The organism is Micromonospora inyonensis, from assembly GCF_900091415.1.
Lineage (GTDB): Bacteria > Actinomycetota > Actinomycetes > Mycobacteriales > Micromonosporaceae > Micromonospora > Micromonospora inyonensis.
Window position 1 is genome coordinate 1,968,098 of the sequence record NZ_FMHU01000002.1, and the last position, 15,868, is coordinate 1,983,965.

The following is a 15,868-nucleotide window of genomic DNA, read 5'->3' on the forward strand; positions in this document are numbered from 1 at the left end:
GCCCGTACACCGGTAACCGCGGCCGGTTCGCGCCGCCCCGCCGACCCCCGCCCGCTGGACCTGGCCGCCGCAACCCATCCTGGTCACTCGGCCAGCGGACGAAGGGACGAAGCGAACAACAGCCGCTTCCCCGTAGTAGGACTCAAAGACGGTACGTGCCACCCCCCGGGGACTGTCAACCCGCCCCGGCCAGTCGCCCGGCGTGTCGCCCCGGCGAGTCGCCGTTTCCGCGACGTTCACCGGCCACCCGAACGGTCAGCCCACGACCAGATGCCGACCCAGCACCGCCCGCGCCACCTGCGGATGCTCACCGGCCAGCAACCCGGCAGCGGCCAGCACGTACGCCCCGTCCACCACCGCCCGCGCCGCCCTCGGCACCGCCCACCCGCCCGCGTGGTCGGCCAGCACCGCCGCCAACACCCCGGCCGCCTCCCCCGCCGGCGCATGCCGCAACACCCCACCCGAACCGACCAGCAGCCGCACGTCCCGCAGATCCCGCCCCGCCCGCTCCCCGGTCGCCGCGCCCCGCGCGTGCCGCCGCACCGCCACCGTCGCCGCCAGGGCCGCGATCCGCCCGTCGGCCGCCCGCTGGGCCCCCGTGGACGGCAGGAACCCCGGATCGGCGGCCCGCGCCGCCGCGGCCGCCGACAGCTCCTCCTCACCGGCCGCGTCGAGCAGCCGTTCCTCCACGGCCGCCCGCACCACCCCCGGGGCGCTCCACCGCATCCCCAGGTCCCCCTCCACCGTCCGCGCCCGCCACAACGACCCCGCCACCTCCCGGCCCGGCCCGTCGGCCCGCTCGTCCGGCGTCAACACCGAGTACACGTCCGTGGTGGCCCCACCGACGTCCACCACCACCAGGTCACCGCCGACCGTGTCGGCGAGCACCTCCACCCCCGTCAACACCGCGTCCGGCGTCGCCGCCCGCACCAGCCGCGCGAACCGCGGCCCCCGCGACAGGCGCTTCCCGCCGATCACGTGCCGCAGGAACACCTCCCGGATCGCCGCCCGCGCCGACACCGGCGCCAACACCCCGATGCGCGGCAGCACGTTCTCCGCCGCCGTCACCGGCACCCCCGCCCCGGCCAGCAGCGCGCACACCTCACCGCGCACGTCGGCGTTCCCGGCCACCACCACCGGCACCCGCCACCGCGCCCGCGCCAACCGCGTCGCGTTGCGGGTCACCGTCTCCGCGTCCCCACCGTCGGTGCCCCCGACCAGCAGCACCACATCCGGGCGGGCCGCCCGCAACGCCGCCACGCCCGCCCCACCGAGCCGCCCCGCCGCCACATGCACCACGTGCGCCCCAGCCGACAACCCCACCCGCCGGCCCGCCTGCGCCGTCACGAGCGGCTCGTAACCCACCACCGCCAGCCGCAACCCACCACCGGCCGACGAACACACATACCACGGCGCACGCCCCGCACCATCCAGCCCGGCGGTGGCCGCCGCCACCGCCGCGTCCAGACCGTGCAGCACATCCGTGCCCGCCGTCGTCGGCGCCGCCGCCGACCCCACCACCAGCCCACCATCGAGATCCACCACCGCGACCTTCGTCCACGTGGACCCCACGTCGGCGCAGACGGCCAGACTCACGCCGCCGCCGGCACGACCACCGTGCCCGTCGCCGTCACCGCCACCACCGGCTCCGCGAGCACCTCCGCCGCCGACCCACCCCGATCCGGCCGACCCCGACACACCACCCGCGCCTCGAAGTCGATCGTCCGGCTACGCGTCCCCACCCGGGTCACCGTCGCCGACACCTCCAACACGTCCCCCGCCCGCATCGGAGCCCGGAACTGCACGTCCGAGTACGAGGCGAACAACCCCTCGTCGCCGTCCGTGCGGATACACACCTCCGTCGCCACATCCCCGAACAACCCCAACGCGTACGCCCCGTCCACCAGGTTCCCCGCATAGTGGGCATGCGAGTACGGCACATACCGGCGGTGCGTCACCGTCAACCCGACCCGCGAATCACTCATGCTCCCGCCCTCTTCTCCGGCACCAAGGCGTGCACCAGAAAACTCGCCACCTCACCCGGCGTGGTGCCCCGACCGAAGATCCGGTCCACCCCCAACTCGGCGGCCATCGACTCGTCGAACCGCGGCCCACCCACCACCAGCAGCGGACGCCGACCCGCCGGCATCGCCTCCCGGAACGCCGCCGACATCTCCCGCGTGTTGTGCAGATGCGCGTCCCGCTGCGTCACCACCTGCGACACCAGCACCGCGTCCGCCCGCTCCACCCGGGCCGCCTCCACCAGCTCCGGCACACTCACCTGCGCACCCAGATTCGTGACCTTCAACTCCCGGTAGTACTCCAGGCCCTTCTCCCCCGCGATGCCCTTCACGTTCAGGATCGCGTCGATGCCCACCGTGTGCGCGTCCGTGCCGATACACGCCCCCACCACCGACAGCTTCCGCCGCAACCGCCGCTTCACCACCGCGTTGACCTCCTTGGCGCTCAGCAGCGGGAAATCCCGCTCCACCACCTGCACCGCCGAGACGTCCACCAGATGGTTCACCCGCCCGTACACCACGAAGAACGTGAACCCGTCACCCATCTGCTTCGCGTGCACCAGCATCGCCGGATCGATGCCCATCTTGTTCGCCAACTGGATCGCCGCGCCCTCGGCCCGCTTGTCGTGCGGCACCGGCAACGTGAACGACACCTGCACCATCCCGTCACCGGTGGTGTCCCCGTACGGCCGCACGACCGTCTTCCCGCTCATGCCGGCTGCTCCAGGATGTCCGTCGCCGGGTTGTAGTAGTCCGCCTCGTGCGCGGCCACCCCATCGAGACCCTTACCCCGATCCGCGGGACGCTTCATGATGCCGAACGTGCCCTCGGCGATCGCCGTCAACAACGACTGCTCACCGATCCGCTCCAACAACTCCACCGCCTCACCGAGCACCCGGTGCGCCCGCTGCTGGATGAACCCACCCGACGCCGGCACGAAATCCTCGCGCAAACCGCCCGCCGCACCCAACACGTACCGCACGTTCTGCAACGCGATGTCCCGATCCGACAACCACGGCGTCACCACCGCCTCGGTCATCATCCCCACCAGCAGGATCCCCTGCCCCGTCAGCGTCCCCACCAGATTGAAGAACCCGTCCAACAGGTTCCCCCGGAACACGTCCCCCGTCATGTGCTTCGTCGGCGGCATCCACTTCAACGGCGCGTCCGGGAACAACTCCCGCGCCAACAACGCGTGCGCCAACTCCAACCGCAACGACTCCGGCACATCCGGATTGATCTCGAACGCGTGCCCCAGACCCAACTGCCAGTCCGCCAGACCCGCCTCGTGCGCGAAGAACTCGTTCAACAACTGCGACACCGTCACCGTGTGCGCCTCGTCCACCGCGTCCGCCGTGGTCAGATAGTTGTCCTCACCGGTGTTGATGATGATCCCCGCCCGTGCGTGCACCTGCCGGGAGAACCGCTGATCGACGAACGTCCGCACCGGATTGATGTCGCGGAACAGAATCCCGTACATCGAATCGTTGAGCATCATGTCCAGACGCTCCAGACCCGCCAGGGTCGCCATCTCCGGCATACACAACCCCGACGCGTAATTCGTCAACCGGATGTACCGGCCCAACTCCCGCGACGACTCATCCAACGCCGCCCGCATCAACCGGAAGTTCTCCTGCGTCGCGTACGTCCCCGCGAACCCCTCCCGCGTCGCACCCTCCGGCACGTAGTCCAACAACGACTGCCCCGTCGACCGGATCACCGCGATCACGTCCGCACCCGCCCGCGCCGCCGCCTGCGCCTGCGGAATGTCCTCGTAGATGTCCCCCGTCGCCACGATCAGATAGATCCACGGCCGACGCGCCGGATCCCCGTACCGCCCGACCAGCCGCTCCCGCTCCACGCGCCGCCGGTCGATCCGCCGGATCCCCGCCCCCACCGCCCGCCGCGCCGCCCGCCGCGCCACCGTCGCCGCCCGCCCCGACGGCACCACGAACCGCACCGAACCCGCCGCCGCTTTCTGCGCCAGCAACGTCACATCAGCGATCTGCTCCCGCACCAGGGCGTCGAACACCGGCACCGCCACCCCGCGCCCCAACCCCACATCCGCCACCACCGCGTCCACCAGACGGTTCACCCACGGAATACCGTCCGGATCCGCACCGGACACCCCCGCCAGCCGCAACACCGCCCGCTCCACCGACACCGTCGTGTGGCTGCGCGCCAACTCCACCACCGGCTGCCCGGCACGACGCGCCAACTCCCGCGCCCGCGCCACCAACTGCGGATCGAGGTCAAGCTTTCCCGTCACGACGACCCTTCCTCATAGATCACCTCGCCGCGCAGCACCGTGCGCCGACACACCGGCAACGGCGTCTGATCCCCCGGCCCCCGCAACTCCGGATCCTCCGCCTGCACCACCGGCAACCCACGCTCCACACCCGCCGGCGTCGACCACACCGCGAACGTCGCCGGCGCACCCAACGCCAACACACCCTCGCTGTCCAGGCCCACCGCCCGCCAACCACCCCGCGTGTGCGCCGCGAACGCCGCCCGCACACTCATCCGCTGCGCCGGATTGTGATGCGCCGCCGCCGCCCGCACCGACCCCCACGGATCCAACGGCGTCACCGGCGAATCCGACCCGAACGCCAACGCCACCCCCACCGAATGCATCGCACCCATCGGATTCGACGCCAACGACCGGTCCACACCCAACCGCGACTCGTACATCCGCCCCACGCCACCCCACAACCGGTCGAACGCCGGCTGCATCGACGCCACGATCCCGAACTCCACGAACCCGGCGATCAACCGCCGACTCATGATCTCCGCGTGCTCCACCCGATGCCGGGCCGCCCGCAACCGATCCACACCCAGCCGCTCCGCCGCCCCCGCGAACCCCGCCACCACCGTGCCGATCGCCGCGTCACCGATCGCGTGGAACCCGCCCTGCACCCCGTGCGCCGCACAGTCCAACAAATGGTCACGCACCTGCTCCGCCGTCAGATACCCGTGCCCACACGACCCCGACCGCGAATCCCGGTACGGCTCCGACACGTACGCCGTCCGCGACCCCAACGCCCCATCCGCGAACAGGTCACCCCCGGCACCCACCGCCCCCAACTCCCGGGCCCGCGCCGCACCCAGCAACTCACCCCAGTACCCGTACACCTCCGGCACCCCGACACCCGACAGCGCCAGCAGACCCGTGAAATCCTCCTCGTCGGAGATCTCCGGACCACCGCACTCGTGCACCGCCGCGATCCCCAACGACGCCGCACGCCCCAACGCCACCCGCTGCGCCGCCACCCGCTGCGCCCGCGACACCGACGCGAACGCCCCCGCCCGCACCACATGATGCGCGTCCCGACGCACCCAACCCGACGCGTCGAACCCCGCCGCCGACACCACCTCCGGACACGCCGCCAGCATCGCCTGGGACACCAACGCCGAATGGATCGACGCCTGCGACAGATACACCCGACGACCACCGGCCGCCCGATCCAACGCCACCGCGTCCGGCAGCGCCGCGTCCACCCAGCCCGACTCGTCCCAGCCGTGCCCCAACACCACCGCGTCACCCGGCAACCCCGCGGCGAACGACGCCACCGCGTCCAACACCGCACCCGCCGACCGCGCCCCCGACAGATCCAACCCGGACAACACCAGACCCGTATCCGTCGCGTGCACGTGCGCGTCCACGAACGCCGGCGTCACCAACGCCCCGTCCAGATCCACCACCCGGTCCGCCGACGGCGCATCCGCCGCCGACCCCAACCAGGCGATCCGACCATCCCGCACCAGCAGCGCGGACGCGCCCGGATCCGCCGGACAGTGCAAGACACCACCGCGGTACAACGTCGAGGGGTTCGTCATGGCCCTATCCTGCCGCCAACCGCGCCGCGAACAGCCCCCGCACCCCCGGCTCCGACCGCACCAGATCCAACGCCAACTCCGCGTGACCCGGCACGTACCCGTTCCCCACCAGCATCGTCACGTCCGCCGCCAGACCCTCCGCCCCCAACGCCGCCGCCGCGAAACTCGTCGCCATCGAGAAGAACACCACCGTCCCGCCGTCCGCCGTCGCCAGGACCGCCCCGTGCTCACACCCCGGCACGTCCACGCACACCACCGTCACGTCCGCCGGCACCCCCAGCGCCGTGGTCACCGCCGACGACAACGCCACCGGATCCCGCGCGTCCGCCAACACCACCTCCGTGGCCAGGCCCGCCGCCACCAACGCGTCCCGCTCCGCCGCCACCGGCACCACCCCGACCGTACGACCGGCACCCGCCCGCCGCGCCGCCGCCAGCGACAACGAACCGCTCTTCCCCGCACCCCCGACCACCGCCACCGTCACCGCCCGCGGATCACCGTCCCGCTCCCGCCGCGCCACCTGCTCGGCCACCACCCGCGCCGTCAACGCCGGCGCGCCACACACGTCCAGCACGGCAAGCGACAACCCCGGATCCAGGTCCGCCGGCAACACCGCCGCGATCGACCGCGCGAACAGGATCGCCCACCCGTCACACGGCACCTGCTCACTCCGCCCGTCCCACCGGGCCAGACCGTCGGTCACCACCAGCGGCGTCAACGTCAACGACACCAACGTCGCCACCCGGTCCCCCGACCGCAACCCCAACGGCGACCGCCGCCCCGACTCCTCGACCGTGCCGATCAACATCCCACCCGACCCGGTCACCGGATTCTGCATCTTCCCGCGCTGGGAAATGATCTCCAGCACCTCGGCGCGCACCTTCTCGCCGTCCCCACCGTGCTTCTCCGACAACTGTCGGAAACTCGCCGCGTCCAGGTTCAGCCGCTCCACCCGGATCCGCACCTCGTTCGGCGCGATCTCCCGCGCGGCGTCCAACCGCCACGCCGCCTGCGGCAGCACCCCCACCGGCTCCACGACGCGATGCAGACCCACCGGTGACGTCACGGCAACCCTCCCCCTGTCCAGCCGCCCGAACCCCCGGTCAGGGACTCGCGTCGCGGGAAAACTTACGGCAGACTAATTTCTCCACCGCAGATTTTCCAGTAGCCTTCGAGGTCGCTGGCAGCACCGACCGCACCGAGGAGGGGTCGTGACACCCACACAACCGCTGGCGACGGCCACCCGTCCCAACCCGGTCGCGCCACCTTCCGCCGGCCAGCCCTACGAATACCGCCGCGCACCACTCGTCGAACCCGACTGGACCCGCTTCCCCGGCTGGCGCCACGTCACCCGCGACCAGTGGGAATCCGCCCAGTGGCAACGCGTCAACTGCGTCAAGAACATCAAGCAGCTCCGCACCGTCCTCGGCGACACCGTCGACGAAAGCTTCTACGCCGACCTCACCGCCGACCAGCACGCCCTGGCCACCATGTCCATGCTGGTGCCACCCCAGATGCTCAACACCATGGTCCCGTTCGCCCCGATGACCACCGAGGCGTTCCTCGCCGACCCCATCCGGCGCTACATGATCCCCGTCGCCTCCGACCGGCGCACCGACTGGCCCTCCCACCCCTACGCCAGCCGCGACTCACTCCACGAACACGACATGTGGGTCGCCGAGGGCCTCACCCACCGCTACCCCACCAAGGTCCTCGCCGAACTGCTCTCCACCTGCCCGCAGTACTGCGGCCACTGCACCCGCATGGACCTCGTCGGCAACTCCACCCCCGCCGTCGACAAACTCAAGCTCACCCTCAAGCCGGTCGACCGCTACGACGCCCACATCAGCTACCTCAAGGTCCACCCCGGCGTCCGCGACGTCGTCGTCTCCGGCGGCGACGTCGCCAACGTCCCCTGGCGCAACCTCGAGTCCTACCTCATGCGCCTGCTGGAGATCGAGACCATCCGCGACATCCGGCTCGCCACCAAGGCCCTCATGGGCCTACCCCAGCACTGGCTCCAGCCCGACGTCGTCGAAGGACTCGAACGGGTCGCCCGCACCGCCGCCCGCCGCGGCGTCAACCTCGCCATCCACACCCACGTCAACCACGCCCAGTCGCTCACCCCGCTGGTCGCCAAGGCCGCCCAGACCGCCCTCGACGTCGGCGTCCGCGACGTCCGCAACCAGGGCGTCCTCATGCGCGGCGTCAACTCCACCGCACCCGACCTGCTCGACCTCTGCTTCGCCCTCCAGGGCGAGGCCGGAATCCTGCCGTACTACTTCTACATGTGCGACATGATCCCCAACGCCGAGCACTGGCGGGTCCCGGTCTGGCACGCCCAGCAGCTCCAGCACGACATCATGGGCTACCTGCCCGGCTACGCCACCCCGCGGATCGTCTGCGACGTCCCCTTCGTCGGCAAGCGCTGGGTGCACATGCTCACCGAGTACGACCGCGAACGCGGCATCTCGTACTGGACGAAGAACTACCGCACGTCCATCGAGCAGGCCGATCTGGAGGCCCTGGACAAGCGCTACGCCTACTACGACCCGATCGACACCCTGCCCGAGTCCGGGCAGCACTGGTGGACCACCCACCGCGTCGACGACTGAACCCCCACCACGTCGAAGGGCCCCGGCAACCGCCGGGGCCCTTCGACGTGCGGCGTGGTCACTTCGTGAACGCGTCCCGCACGTCCCGACCCGCGTCCTTGACGTGCTCACCGGCCTGACGGGTCCGCGCGTCGGTCTGCTGCGCGGTCCCCTCGGCCCGTAGGCGCTCGTTGTTCGTGGCGTCGCCGATGCGTTCCTTCGCGGCACCGGTCAGCTCGTCGGCCTTGTTCTTCGCCTTGTCGGTGAAGCTCACGTCCACCACTCCCTCCGGCTGCTCCCGGCCCGCTCGTCGGGCCTGTCCATGGACTTGCCCCGTGGTCGTCGTGGGAAACGTGATCTGCGGTGGGCTGCACAACCTGTAAGCCATCCTAGGAAGATAGGTTGAGGGCGGAGAACAAGCCCGGGTGGTTGACTGGCCGGATGGGAGAGATCCTGCTGATCCGGCACGGCGAGACCGCCTGGAGCGCCAGCCGCCGGCACACCTCGTACACCGACCTGGAGCTGACCCCGGACGGCGAGCGACAGGCCACCGCGCTGCGCGACCGGCTCGCCGGCCGCCCCGTCGTCACCGTGCTGGCCAGCCCCCGGCGACGGGCGCTGCGCACCGCCGAACTCGCCGGTCTCACCGTCAACGACATCGACGACGACCTGACCGAGTGGCACTACGGCGCCTACGAGGGCCGCACCACCGCCGAGATCCGCGCCGAGCGCCCGGACTGGGTCATCTGGCAGGACGGCTGCCCGGACGGCGAGTCGCCCGAACAGGTCGGCGCACGCGTCGACCGGGTGCTCGCCCGGGTCACTCCCCTGCTCGACTCCGGCGACGTCGCCCTGGTCGCCCACGCGCACGCCCTGCGGGTGCTCGGCGCCCGGTGGATCGGGCAGCCACCCGCCGTCGGCGGTCGGCTGCGCCTGGACACCGCCAGTGTCAGCACCCTCGGCCACGAGCACGGACGACCGGTCATCCTGACCTGGAACGGGCGCTGAGCCCGGCTCGGCCCGCCGGGCCCAGGGCCGCCGGGGCCCTAGATGCGCGGCGACCGCTTCTCGTACGGGGTGGAAAGCACCACCGTCGTCCGGGTGGTGACGTTCGCCGCCGTCCGGATCTCCTGCAACAGGCGCTCCAGGTCGACCGGCCCGGCCACCCGCACCAGGAGCAGGTAGAAGTCCTCCCCCGCCACCGAGTAGCAGGAGTCGATCTCCGGCAGGTGAGCCAGCCGCTCCGGGGCGTCGTCCGGCTGGGACGGGTCGAACGGGCGGATCGCCACGAACGCGGTCAACGGCAGGTCCAGCGCCTCGAACGAGACCTGCGCGGCGTACCCCTTGATCACGCCGCGTTGTTCCAGCCGCCGCACCCGCTGGTGCACGGCGGACACCGACAGCCCCACCCGTTCGGCGAGGTCGGTGTACGACAGCCGGCCGTCGACGGTCAGGGCGGCGACGATGGCGCGATCGGTCTCCTCCACGCTGGGCAACCTACCGGGAAAACCCTCTCCGGGCGACGACGTCCCACCACGGCGTCCCGCGCGTCACATTCCGACCGCGGGACGCCAGAGTGGACGGCCGGGTCAGCCCTTGGCCAGGGCGCGGGAGATCACCAGTCGCTGGATCTGGTTGGTGCCCTCCACGATCTGGAGCACCTTGGCCTCCCGCAGGTACCGCTCCACCGGGTGGTCGGCGACGTAGCCGGCACCGCCGAGCACCTGGACCGCGTCGGTGGTCACCCGCATCGCCACGTCCGTGGCGAACAATTTCGCCTTGGCCGCCTCGATCGAGTACGCCCGGCCGGTGTCGCGCAGCCGGGCCGCCGCCAGGGTCAACGCCCGGGCCGCCGAGATCTGGGTGGCCAGTTCCGCCAGCATGAACCCCAACCCCTGGAAGTCGACGATCGCCCGGCCGAACTGCTGCCGCTCGCGGGCGTAGCCGACCGCGTAGTCCAGCGCCCCCTGGGCCAGCCCCACCGCGCAGGCGGCGATGCCCAGCCGGCCGGAGTCCAGCGCGGACATCGCGATGGTGAAGCCGGTGCCCTCCCCACCGACCAGGCGCTCCGCCGGCACCCGGGCGTCGTCGAAGGCGATCTGCGCCACCGGCGAGGACCGCAGCCCCATGGTCTTCTCGGTGGCCTGCGGCGTGATCCCCGCGGTGCCCGCGTCGGCCAGCAGGCAGGAGATACCCTTCGCGCCCGGCCCGCCGGTGCGGCAGAAGACGTTGTAGAAGTCGGCACTGTGCGCGTGGGTGATCCACGCCTTGGTCCCGGAGACGACGTACTCGTCGCCGTCGCGGACCGCCCGGGTGGTCAGCGACGCCGCGTCCGACCCGCCCTGCGGCTCGGAGAGGCAGTACGCGCCGAGCAGTTCCCCGCCGAGCATGTCGGGCAGCCGCTTACGCAGCTCGTCGCTGCCGTACTGGGCGACCGGGAAACAGGCCAGGGTGTGCACGCTGACCGCCTCGGCCACCGCGAGCCAGCGGCTGGCCAGGATCTCCAGCACCTGGAGGTAGACCTCGTACGGCTGGGCGGCCCCGCCGTACTCCTCGGGGTAGGGCAGGCCGAGCAGGCCGGCCCGGCCGAGGGTGCGCAGCACCTCCCGGGGGAACTCGGCGCGTGCCTCGAAGTCGGCGGCCCGGGGCGCGAGTTCCCGGTCGGCGAGGTCGGTGGCGAGCTCCAACAGGTCGTGGGCCTCGTCGGTGGGGAGGATCCGGTCGACAGTCATCGTGCGGTGCGCTCCGTGGGGGTGGGGGTGAGCCGGACACGCCAACCGCCGTGCGGCGGGCGCGCGGGCCGCGGACCAGCGTGAGCACGCCCGACCCGTGCGGAGCCGGAACGCGGCGCGCGGTGGACCGCCGCTTCGGCGGATGTCCCTCGCGCGTGCCCACGCCGTCAGCTTAACGCTCGTTCGGGCCGCTCGGGTCGGTCGGTCGGCCGACCGCCTCCGGCACGGTGGCCGCCGGACCGGCCCCGTCCCCCGACTCCCCGTCCCCCGGCGGCCCGGCGTACGCCCGGGCGACCGTGGCCCGGTCGAACACCCGCCACGTCGACGCCGTCACCAGCACCGCCACCACGACCCCGCCCAGTACGGGGCGTCAGCCCGAACCGCGCGGCGAGCACCCCGCCGAGCAGCGCGCCGACGCAGTTCCCGCCGGCCGCGACGAACAGGTTCGCGCTGCCGACCCGCCCCAGCAGCTCCGGCGGGGTCAGCCGCTGGCGCAGCGAACTGGCGACGATCCCCCACAGCGCCCCGTGCACCCCGAACAATGCCAGCGCCCCGCCGACGACGTACGCGTCGGACGAGACGGCGAGCGCCAGGTGCAGCGCGACCTCGGTGAGCAGCCCGATCCGGATGGTCCAGGTCGCGCTGACCGCCGCGATGAGCCGGTCACCGACCAGCGCGCCGGCCAGGCTGCCGACGGCCATGCAGGTGAGCAGGACGCCGTAGCCGACCGACCCGAGGCCGAGCCGATCCCGCGCGAGCAGGACCAGCAGCGCGAACGCGGCGGTGAGCGTAACGTTGAGCAGCCCGATCAGCACCGCCATGGTGCGCAGCAGCCGGTGCCCGGCCAGCCAGCGGAGACCCTCGACAAGGTCCGCCCTGACCGACCGGGTGCCGGCGGTGGCGGGCTGCGGACGGTACGTCCCGGATCCCGGCCAGGAGCACCGCGCTCACCGCGTACGCGGCGGCGTTGACCAGGAACGGCACGCTTGCCGCCAGCACGAACAGCAACCCGCCGAGGGGACTGGCGACCATTCCCTGGGCCACCGTCGTGCCGCCGGAGAGCCAGCCGTTCGCCCGTTCAAGGCGGTCCCGGGGCACCACCGCCGGGACCATCGCCTGACTCGCCGACCGGACGACGATCTCGCCGGTGTTCAGCAGGAACAGCACGGTGTAGAGCAGGGCGACCGCAACCAGGCCGGTGATGACGAGCCCGCCGAGCACCAGCAGCGCGACCACCCGCAGCCAGTCGACGACGATCATCAACCGACGCCGGTCGACCCGGTCGACGAGGACCCCACCGGGGAGGGCGAACAGCAGCCAGGGCAGCCACGCGACCGCGAACGCCCCGGAAACCACCACCGGGTCGTCGGTGAGCGAGGCGACCAGCAGCGGTGCGGCGACCGTGCTCAGTCCACTGCCGAGGGCCGAGGTGGTCGCCGCCGCCCACAGTCGACCGAACCGTCCGTCGAGTCGTTCCCCCGCCCCGTGCGTCACCGCGGGACGCTAGTGCAGCAGGTCGCAAGTCCTGTTCGGGATGAGTGTCCTGTGTTTGCTTACGCTTCGTAGTCGGCGAGGTGGACGAGGGCGGCCGTGTCGAAGGCGTCGTCGGGGCTGCCCTCCCACTGGCCGGTGTGCAGGTGTTGGGGGGTGTAGGAGTTGGAGGCGGGGTCGTAGAGGGCGAAGGCCCACCGGTTGCCGCCGAGGTACTCGATGCGGCACAGCGGGATGCGCTCCTGCTTTTCCTCTGGGCCGATCAGGGCCGCGAAGTAGCCGAAGGAGCCGCGCCAGCGGGTGTCGACTTCGGTGAGGGCGGGCCAGCGGCCGCTGGTGATGGCGCGGTGGTCGACGTGGTCGTCGACCTCTTCCTTGAGCGGGCGTGGCGGAACGGGCACGGGGAGAGTGTCGCGCACTGCCGGTCCGGCCGGGTCCGGGGACGCGCGCGGCATGATGGCTGCTACCCCTGTCCTCTCTCGTCCCGGAGTGTCCCCGATGGCCCATCCGCCCGCCGCCGCGCTGCATCTGAGCGCCCGTCGGCGGCGCAAGCTGCTGGCCATGGTCGGCGCCGCGAGTTGCCCGCAGGCAGTCGCGCTGCGCGCAAGGATCGTGCTGCTGGCCGCCGACGGTCTGGCCAACAGCGCGATTGCCGTCGAAGTGGGCTGCAGCGAGCCGGCCGTGCGCCGGTGGCGGCTGCGCTTCGTACGCCGCGGCGTGCCGGGCCTGTTCGACCGCCCGCGCAGCGGGCGGCCCGAACGGTACGGGCCCAGCGAGCGCTTGGCCGTCATCGCCGTGGCCACCTCCCTGCCTCCCGAGGGGGCCGCCCGCTGGACTCAGACGCTGATCGCCGAGCATCTGGCCGAACGAGGCATGGCGCTTTCGCGCGCGACCGTGCGCCGCACCCTGACCGAGGCCAGGGTGGGCCCACACAAGGTCCGCGGCTGGCTCAACCGTGCCGACGATGACGCGTTCTGGGCCAAGGCCGGCGCTGTGTGCCGCCTCTACCTCGACATCCCCGCTGACACTCTCCTCGTCAGCGTTGACGAGAAGACCGGCATCCAGGCCCGCTCTCGCATCCGCCCCACCCAGAGCCCGCTGCCCGGCCGTGACCGGCGCGTGGAGTTCGAGTACAAGCGCCACGGGACCGTCTCCATCGTCGCCGCCATGGACGTGGCCACCGGCCAGGTGGTCGCCGAGCGCATCGAGCGCAACGACTCCGCGCATTTCATCCGCTTCCTGGCCATGCTCGACCGCAACACCGACCCCGCCCTGCGCATCCACCTGGTCATGGACAACGGCTCCTCCCACACGTCCAAGGCCACCCGCGCCTGGCTCGCCGCCCACCCCCGTTTCAGCGTGACCCACACTCCCAAGCACGCCAGCTGGCTGAACATGATCGAGCAGTGGTTCTCCGCCCTGACCCGCCGCGTCCTGCGCGGCGGCGACTTCACATCCCGCGACGACCTCGAAGCCAAGATCACCGCGTTCACCATCCGCTACAACCGCACCGCCCGCCCCTACCGTTGGCGCTACGACGCCGACGCCGAGCACGCCCGCTACCTCGCACGCCACCCCCAGCACCAAAAGCCCACCCGGGACGACCTAGCCAAGGCCGCATGACCGTCACACAGCGTCACCAGCAACCGGAACAGGACTTGCGATCTGCTGCACTAGCAACGGGGTGCGGGTGCCGGCCACGGCTTTTCCGCCGTCGCCATCCGGGCCGCCGCCGGCCCGGGGGGCGACGCGGTTGCCCCCCGGCCGAGAACTGGCGGCGAGCCGGTCGGACCGGGTGTGGTCCGAGGTCACCCTGCCTGCTGCGGATCGTCCCCGTCAGGTGTGGCCGGTTCGGTTGCGGTACTCCGCTGCTGTACCTCCTAGGCGGTGCGGAGAACCTCCCTGGCGGCGGTCGCCACCGAGCAGTCTGCGGTCCGGCAGATCGGGCAGCGTCCCTCGGGTCCGAGCCGGTGGTCTCGGAGGATCGCTCGGGCGGTGAGGACCAGCCGGTTGCGGATCTGTGCCAGGGACAGGAACGGCGCGGTCATCCTCAGCCCACCCCGAGGGTCGCGGCGAGGTGGATGAGCGTCGCCGGGGCGGCAGGGTCACGGGCGACTTCGGCGAGGATGTCCCGGCCGGCTGGTCGGTGGCGGATCTCGGCGGGTGCGATCCGGTCGGCCTCCAACAGGACCCGGCCGGCGTTGATCGGGTCGTCGGCGTGGAGGTAAGCGCGGGCGGCGTCGATCAGGTGGGCCGCTCGGTGTTCGGCGGGCAGCCATCGCCAGCCGTCTCGCGTGATCGCCTTCTCGTGCCAGGCCACGGCCTCGCGGGCATCGCCCAGCTCCACTGCTGCGGCGACCCGGGCAAGCTCCACCGCCGTCGGCCCGAACCCGGTCCGGTGGTGGTCGTGACCATCCCCCACCCGCACGGCCATGTCAGCGGCCTCGTCGATCAGCTCGACGGCGGTACGATCATCCCCTTCGCGGGCAACGGCCAGGGCAGCCTGCACCAGCAGCGTGCCGCACAGAGACAGCTCGGACGGAGTGCCGAACTCGATCACCGGCGGGGCGATCCGGTAGGCAGCGGCCAGCATCACCGACTTAGCCACCCGCGCCCGCCCCGAGGCGCGCAACACCTGACCGAGCTGCACCGCAGCGGCAGCCACCAACACCCGGTCACCGGTAGCGGCAAGCATCGCCCGGTCGACCGCCAGCCACGCCGCGTCGGGGGAACCCAGCTTCACCAGCAGCGACGCCGTCACCCGGTACGCCTCCACCAACGACACCCGACCCGCCCCGGTCTCGCGGGCGTGAGTGCGCTGCGCGTCGGCCAACAACCCCGGCACCAGGTCGACGACCTGCGCGTAGCGGGCGTGCTGAAAGGCGGTCCACACGTGCGCGACCTCCCGAGCCAGCCCGTCCGCCGGCAGGACGGGACGGCGTACCGCCGGGCGCTCCAAGGCGATCTCGTACGCCGACAGAGCCACCCGGATCCGCTCCACACCCTCGACGCGCTCGGCCACCCCGGCCGGCTGGGCTTCCCAACCAAGCAGCACCGCCGTGTCGATCCGCAGGACGGCCGCGATCTCCTGAAGCGTCGACACCTTGTCCAGCGACCGGACACCCCGCTCGTCGGGTAGCCCCGGCGCATTGCTGCGCCGGGGCCCCTCAGAACCGGCCGTGCCCGATTTCCA

16 protein-coding genes and 1 pseudogene are annotated in these 15,868 nt (G+C 72.0%); 3 read left to right on the top strand and 14 right to left on the bottom strand.

The annotated features are described in order from the left end of the window. Positions 1–255 precede the first annotated feature (255 nt). The 6 genes from GA0074694_RS23215 to kdd are packed head-to-tail and all read right to left on the bottom strand — an operon-like array spanning position 256 to position 6,924. Entirely contained in the window at positions 256–1,596 is a 1,341-nt protein-coding gene (locus GA0074694_RS23215) for a glutamate mutase L (RefSeq protein ID WP_091461788.1), read from the bottom strand. Beyond that, positions 1,593–1,985 carry a 3-aminobutyryl-CoA ammonia lyase gene (gene kal, locus GA0074694_RS23220; RefSeq protein ID WP_091461790.1) on the bottom strand — a complete coding sequence of 131 codons (393 nt, stop codon included), beginning with the start codon at positions 1,983–1,985 and terminating at the stop codon, positions 1,593–1,595. The genes GA0074694_RS23215 and kal overlap by 4 nt, the downstream gene beginning before the upstream one ends. Continuing rightward, positions 1,982–2,734, bottom strand: coding sequence for a lysine 5,6-aminomutase subunit beta (kamE, locus tag GA0074694_RS23225; protein WP_091461792.1), 753 nt, complete (start codon positions 2,732–2,734; stop codon positions 1,982–1,984). Before kamE ends, kal begins: the two co-directional genes overlap by 4 nt. After that, a complete protein-coding gene (gene kamD / locus GA0074694_RS23230) occupies positions 2,731–4,290 on the bottom strand; it encodes a lysine 5,6-aminomutase subunit alpha (protein ID WP_091461795.1) in 1,560 nt (519 codons plus the stop codon). The genes kamE and kamD overlap by 4 nt, the downstream gene beginning before the upstream one ends. Next, positions 4,287–5,858, bottom strand: coding sequence for an amidohydrolase (locus tag GA0074694_RS23235; protein WP_091461798.1), 1,572 nt, complete (start codon positions 5,856–5,858; stop codon positions 4,287–4,289). Before GA0074694_RS23235 ends, kamD begins: the two co-directional genes overlap by 4 nt. Positions 5,859–5,862: 4 nt before the next feature. After that, the gene (gene kdd / locus GA0074694_RS23240) at positions 5,863–6,924 is read right to left on the bottom strand and encodes an L-erythro-3,5-diaminohexanoate dehydrogenase (RefSeq protein WP_091461800.1); all 1,062 of its coding nucleotides are present in this window, start codon (positions 6,922–6,924) and stop codon (positions 5,863–5,865) included. A gap of 145 nt (positions 6,925–7,069) precedes the next feature. Here kdd and GA0074694_RS23245 point away from each other — a divergent pair, with 145 nt between their 5' ends. Next, the gene (locus GA0074694_RS23245) at positions 7,070–8,473 is read left to right on the top strand and encodes a KamA family radical SAM protein (RefSeq protein ID WP_091461803.1); all 1,404 of its coding nucleotides are present in this window, start codon (positions 7,070–7,072) and stop codon (positions 8,471–8,473) included. Positions 8,474–8,531: 58 nt separating this feature from the next. Here the strand turns inward: GA0074694_RS23245 and GA0074694_RS23250 are convergent, their stop codons facing one another. Beyond that, positions 8,532–8,726, bottom strand: coding sequence for a CsbD family protein (locus GA0074694_RS23250; protein ID WP_091463772.1), 195 nt, complete (start codon positions 8,724–8,726; stop codon positions 8,532–8,534). A gap of 167 nt (positions 8,727–8,893) precedes the next feature. On the opposite strand from GA0074694_RS23250, the gene GA0074694_RS23255 reads away from it, so the two are divergent. Continuing rightward, complete coding sequence (locus tag GA0074694_RS23255) at positions 8,894–9,460, top strand: histidine phosphatase family protein (RefSeq protein ID WP_091461804.1); 567 nt, start codon at positions 8,894–8,896, stop codon at positions 9,458–9,460. 38 nt (positions 9,461–9,498) lie between these two features. Here the strand turns inward: GA0074694_RS23255 and GA0074694_RS23260 are convergent, their stop codons facing one another. From GA0074694_RS23260 to GA0074694_RS23275, 5 genes and pseudogenes are all read right to left on the bottom strand, one after another. After that, positions 9,499–9,939 (bottom strand): Lrp/AsnC family transcriptional regulator, encoded by a 441-nt coding sequence (locus GA0074694_RS23260; protein ID WP_091461806.1) that lies wholly within the window; start codon positions 9,937–9,939, stop codon positions 9,499–9,501. A 102-nt stretch (positions 9,940–10,041) separates the two neighbouring features. Beyond that, a complete protein-coding gene (locus GA0074694_RS23265; protein ID WP_091461808.1) occupies positions 10,042–11,184 on the bottom strand; it encodes an acyl-CoA dehydrogenase family protein in 1,143 nt (380 codons plus the stop codon). A gap of 167 nt (positions 11,185–11,351) precedes the next feature. Beyond that, positions 11,352–12,005 (bottom strand): MFS transporter, encoded by a 654-nt coding sequence (locus tag GA0074694_RS33750; RefSeq protein WP_281190239.1) that lies wholly within the window; start codon positions 12,003–12,005, stop codon positions 11,352–11,354. Between the two features lie 115 nt (positions 12,006–12,120). Continuing rightward, positions 12,121–12,678 (bottom strand): annotated as a pseudogene (locus tag GA0074694_RS33755) (MFS transporter); the annotation flags it as partial. A gap of 59 nt (positions 12,679–12,737) precedes the next feature. Then, entirely contained in the window at positions 12,738–13,076 is a 339-nt protein-coding gene (locus GA0074694_RS23275) for a hypothetical protein (protein ID WP_141713988.1), read from the bottom strand. 97 nt (positions 13,077–13,173) lie between these two features. On the opposite strand from GA0074694_RS23275, the gene GA0074694_RS23280 reads away from it, so the two are divergent. Beyond that, on the top strand, positions 13,174–14,298 hold the full coding sequence (locus tag GA0074694_RS23280) for an IS630 family transposase (RefSeq protein ID WP_245714866.1): 1,125 nt from the start codon (positions 13,174–13,176) through the stop codon (positions 14,296–14,298). A 257-nt stretch (positions 14,299–14,555) separates the two neighbouring features. Here the strand turns inward: GA0074694_RS23280 and GA0074694_RS31945 are convergent, their stop codons facing one another. Both GA0074694_RS31945 and GA0074694_RS23285 read right to left on the bottom strand, forming a co-directional pair. Beyond that, positions 14,556–14,723, bottom strand: a complete 168-nt coding sequence (locus GA0074694_RS31945; protein ID WP_176738089.1) for a hypothetical protein — start codon at positions 14,721–14,723, stop codon at positions 14,556–14,558. 2 nt (positions 14,724–14,725) lie between these two features. Next, positions 14,726–15,778 (bottom strand): XRE family transcriptional regulator, encoded by a 1,053-nt coding sequence (locus GA0074694_RS23285; protein WP_176738090.1) that lies wholly within the window; start codon positions 15,776–15,778, stop codon positions 14,726–14,728. Between the last annotated feature and the right edge of the window lie 90 nt (positions 15,779–15,868).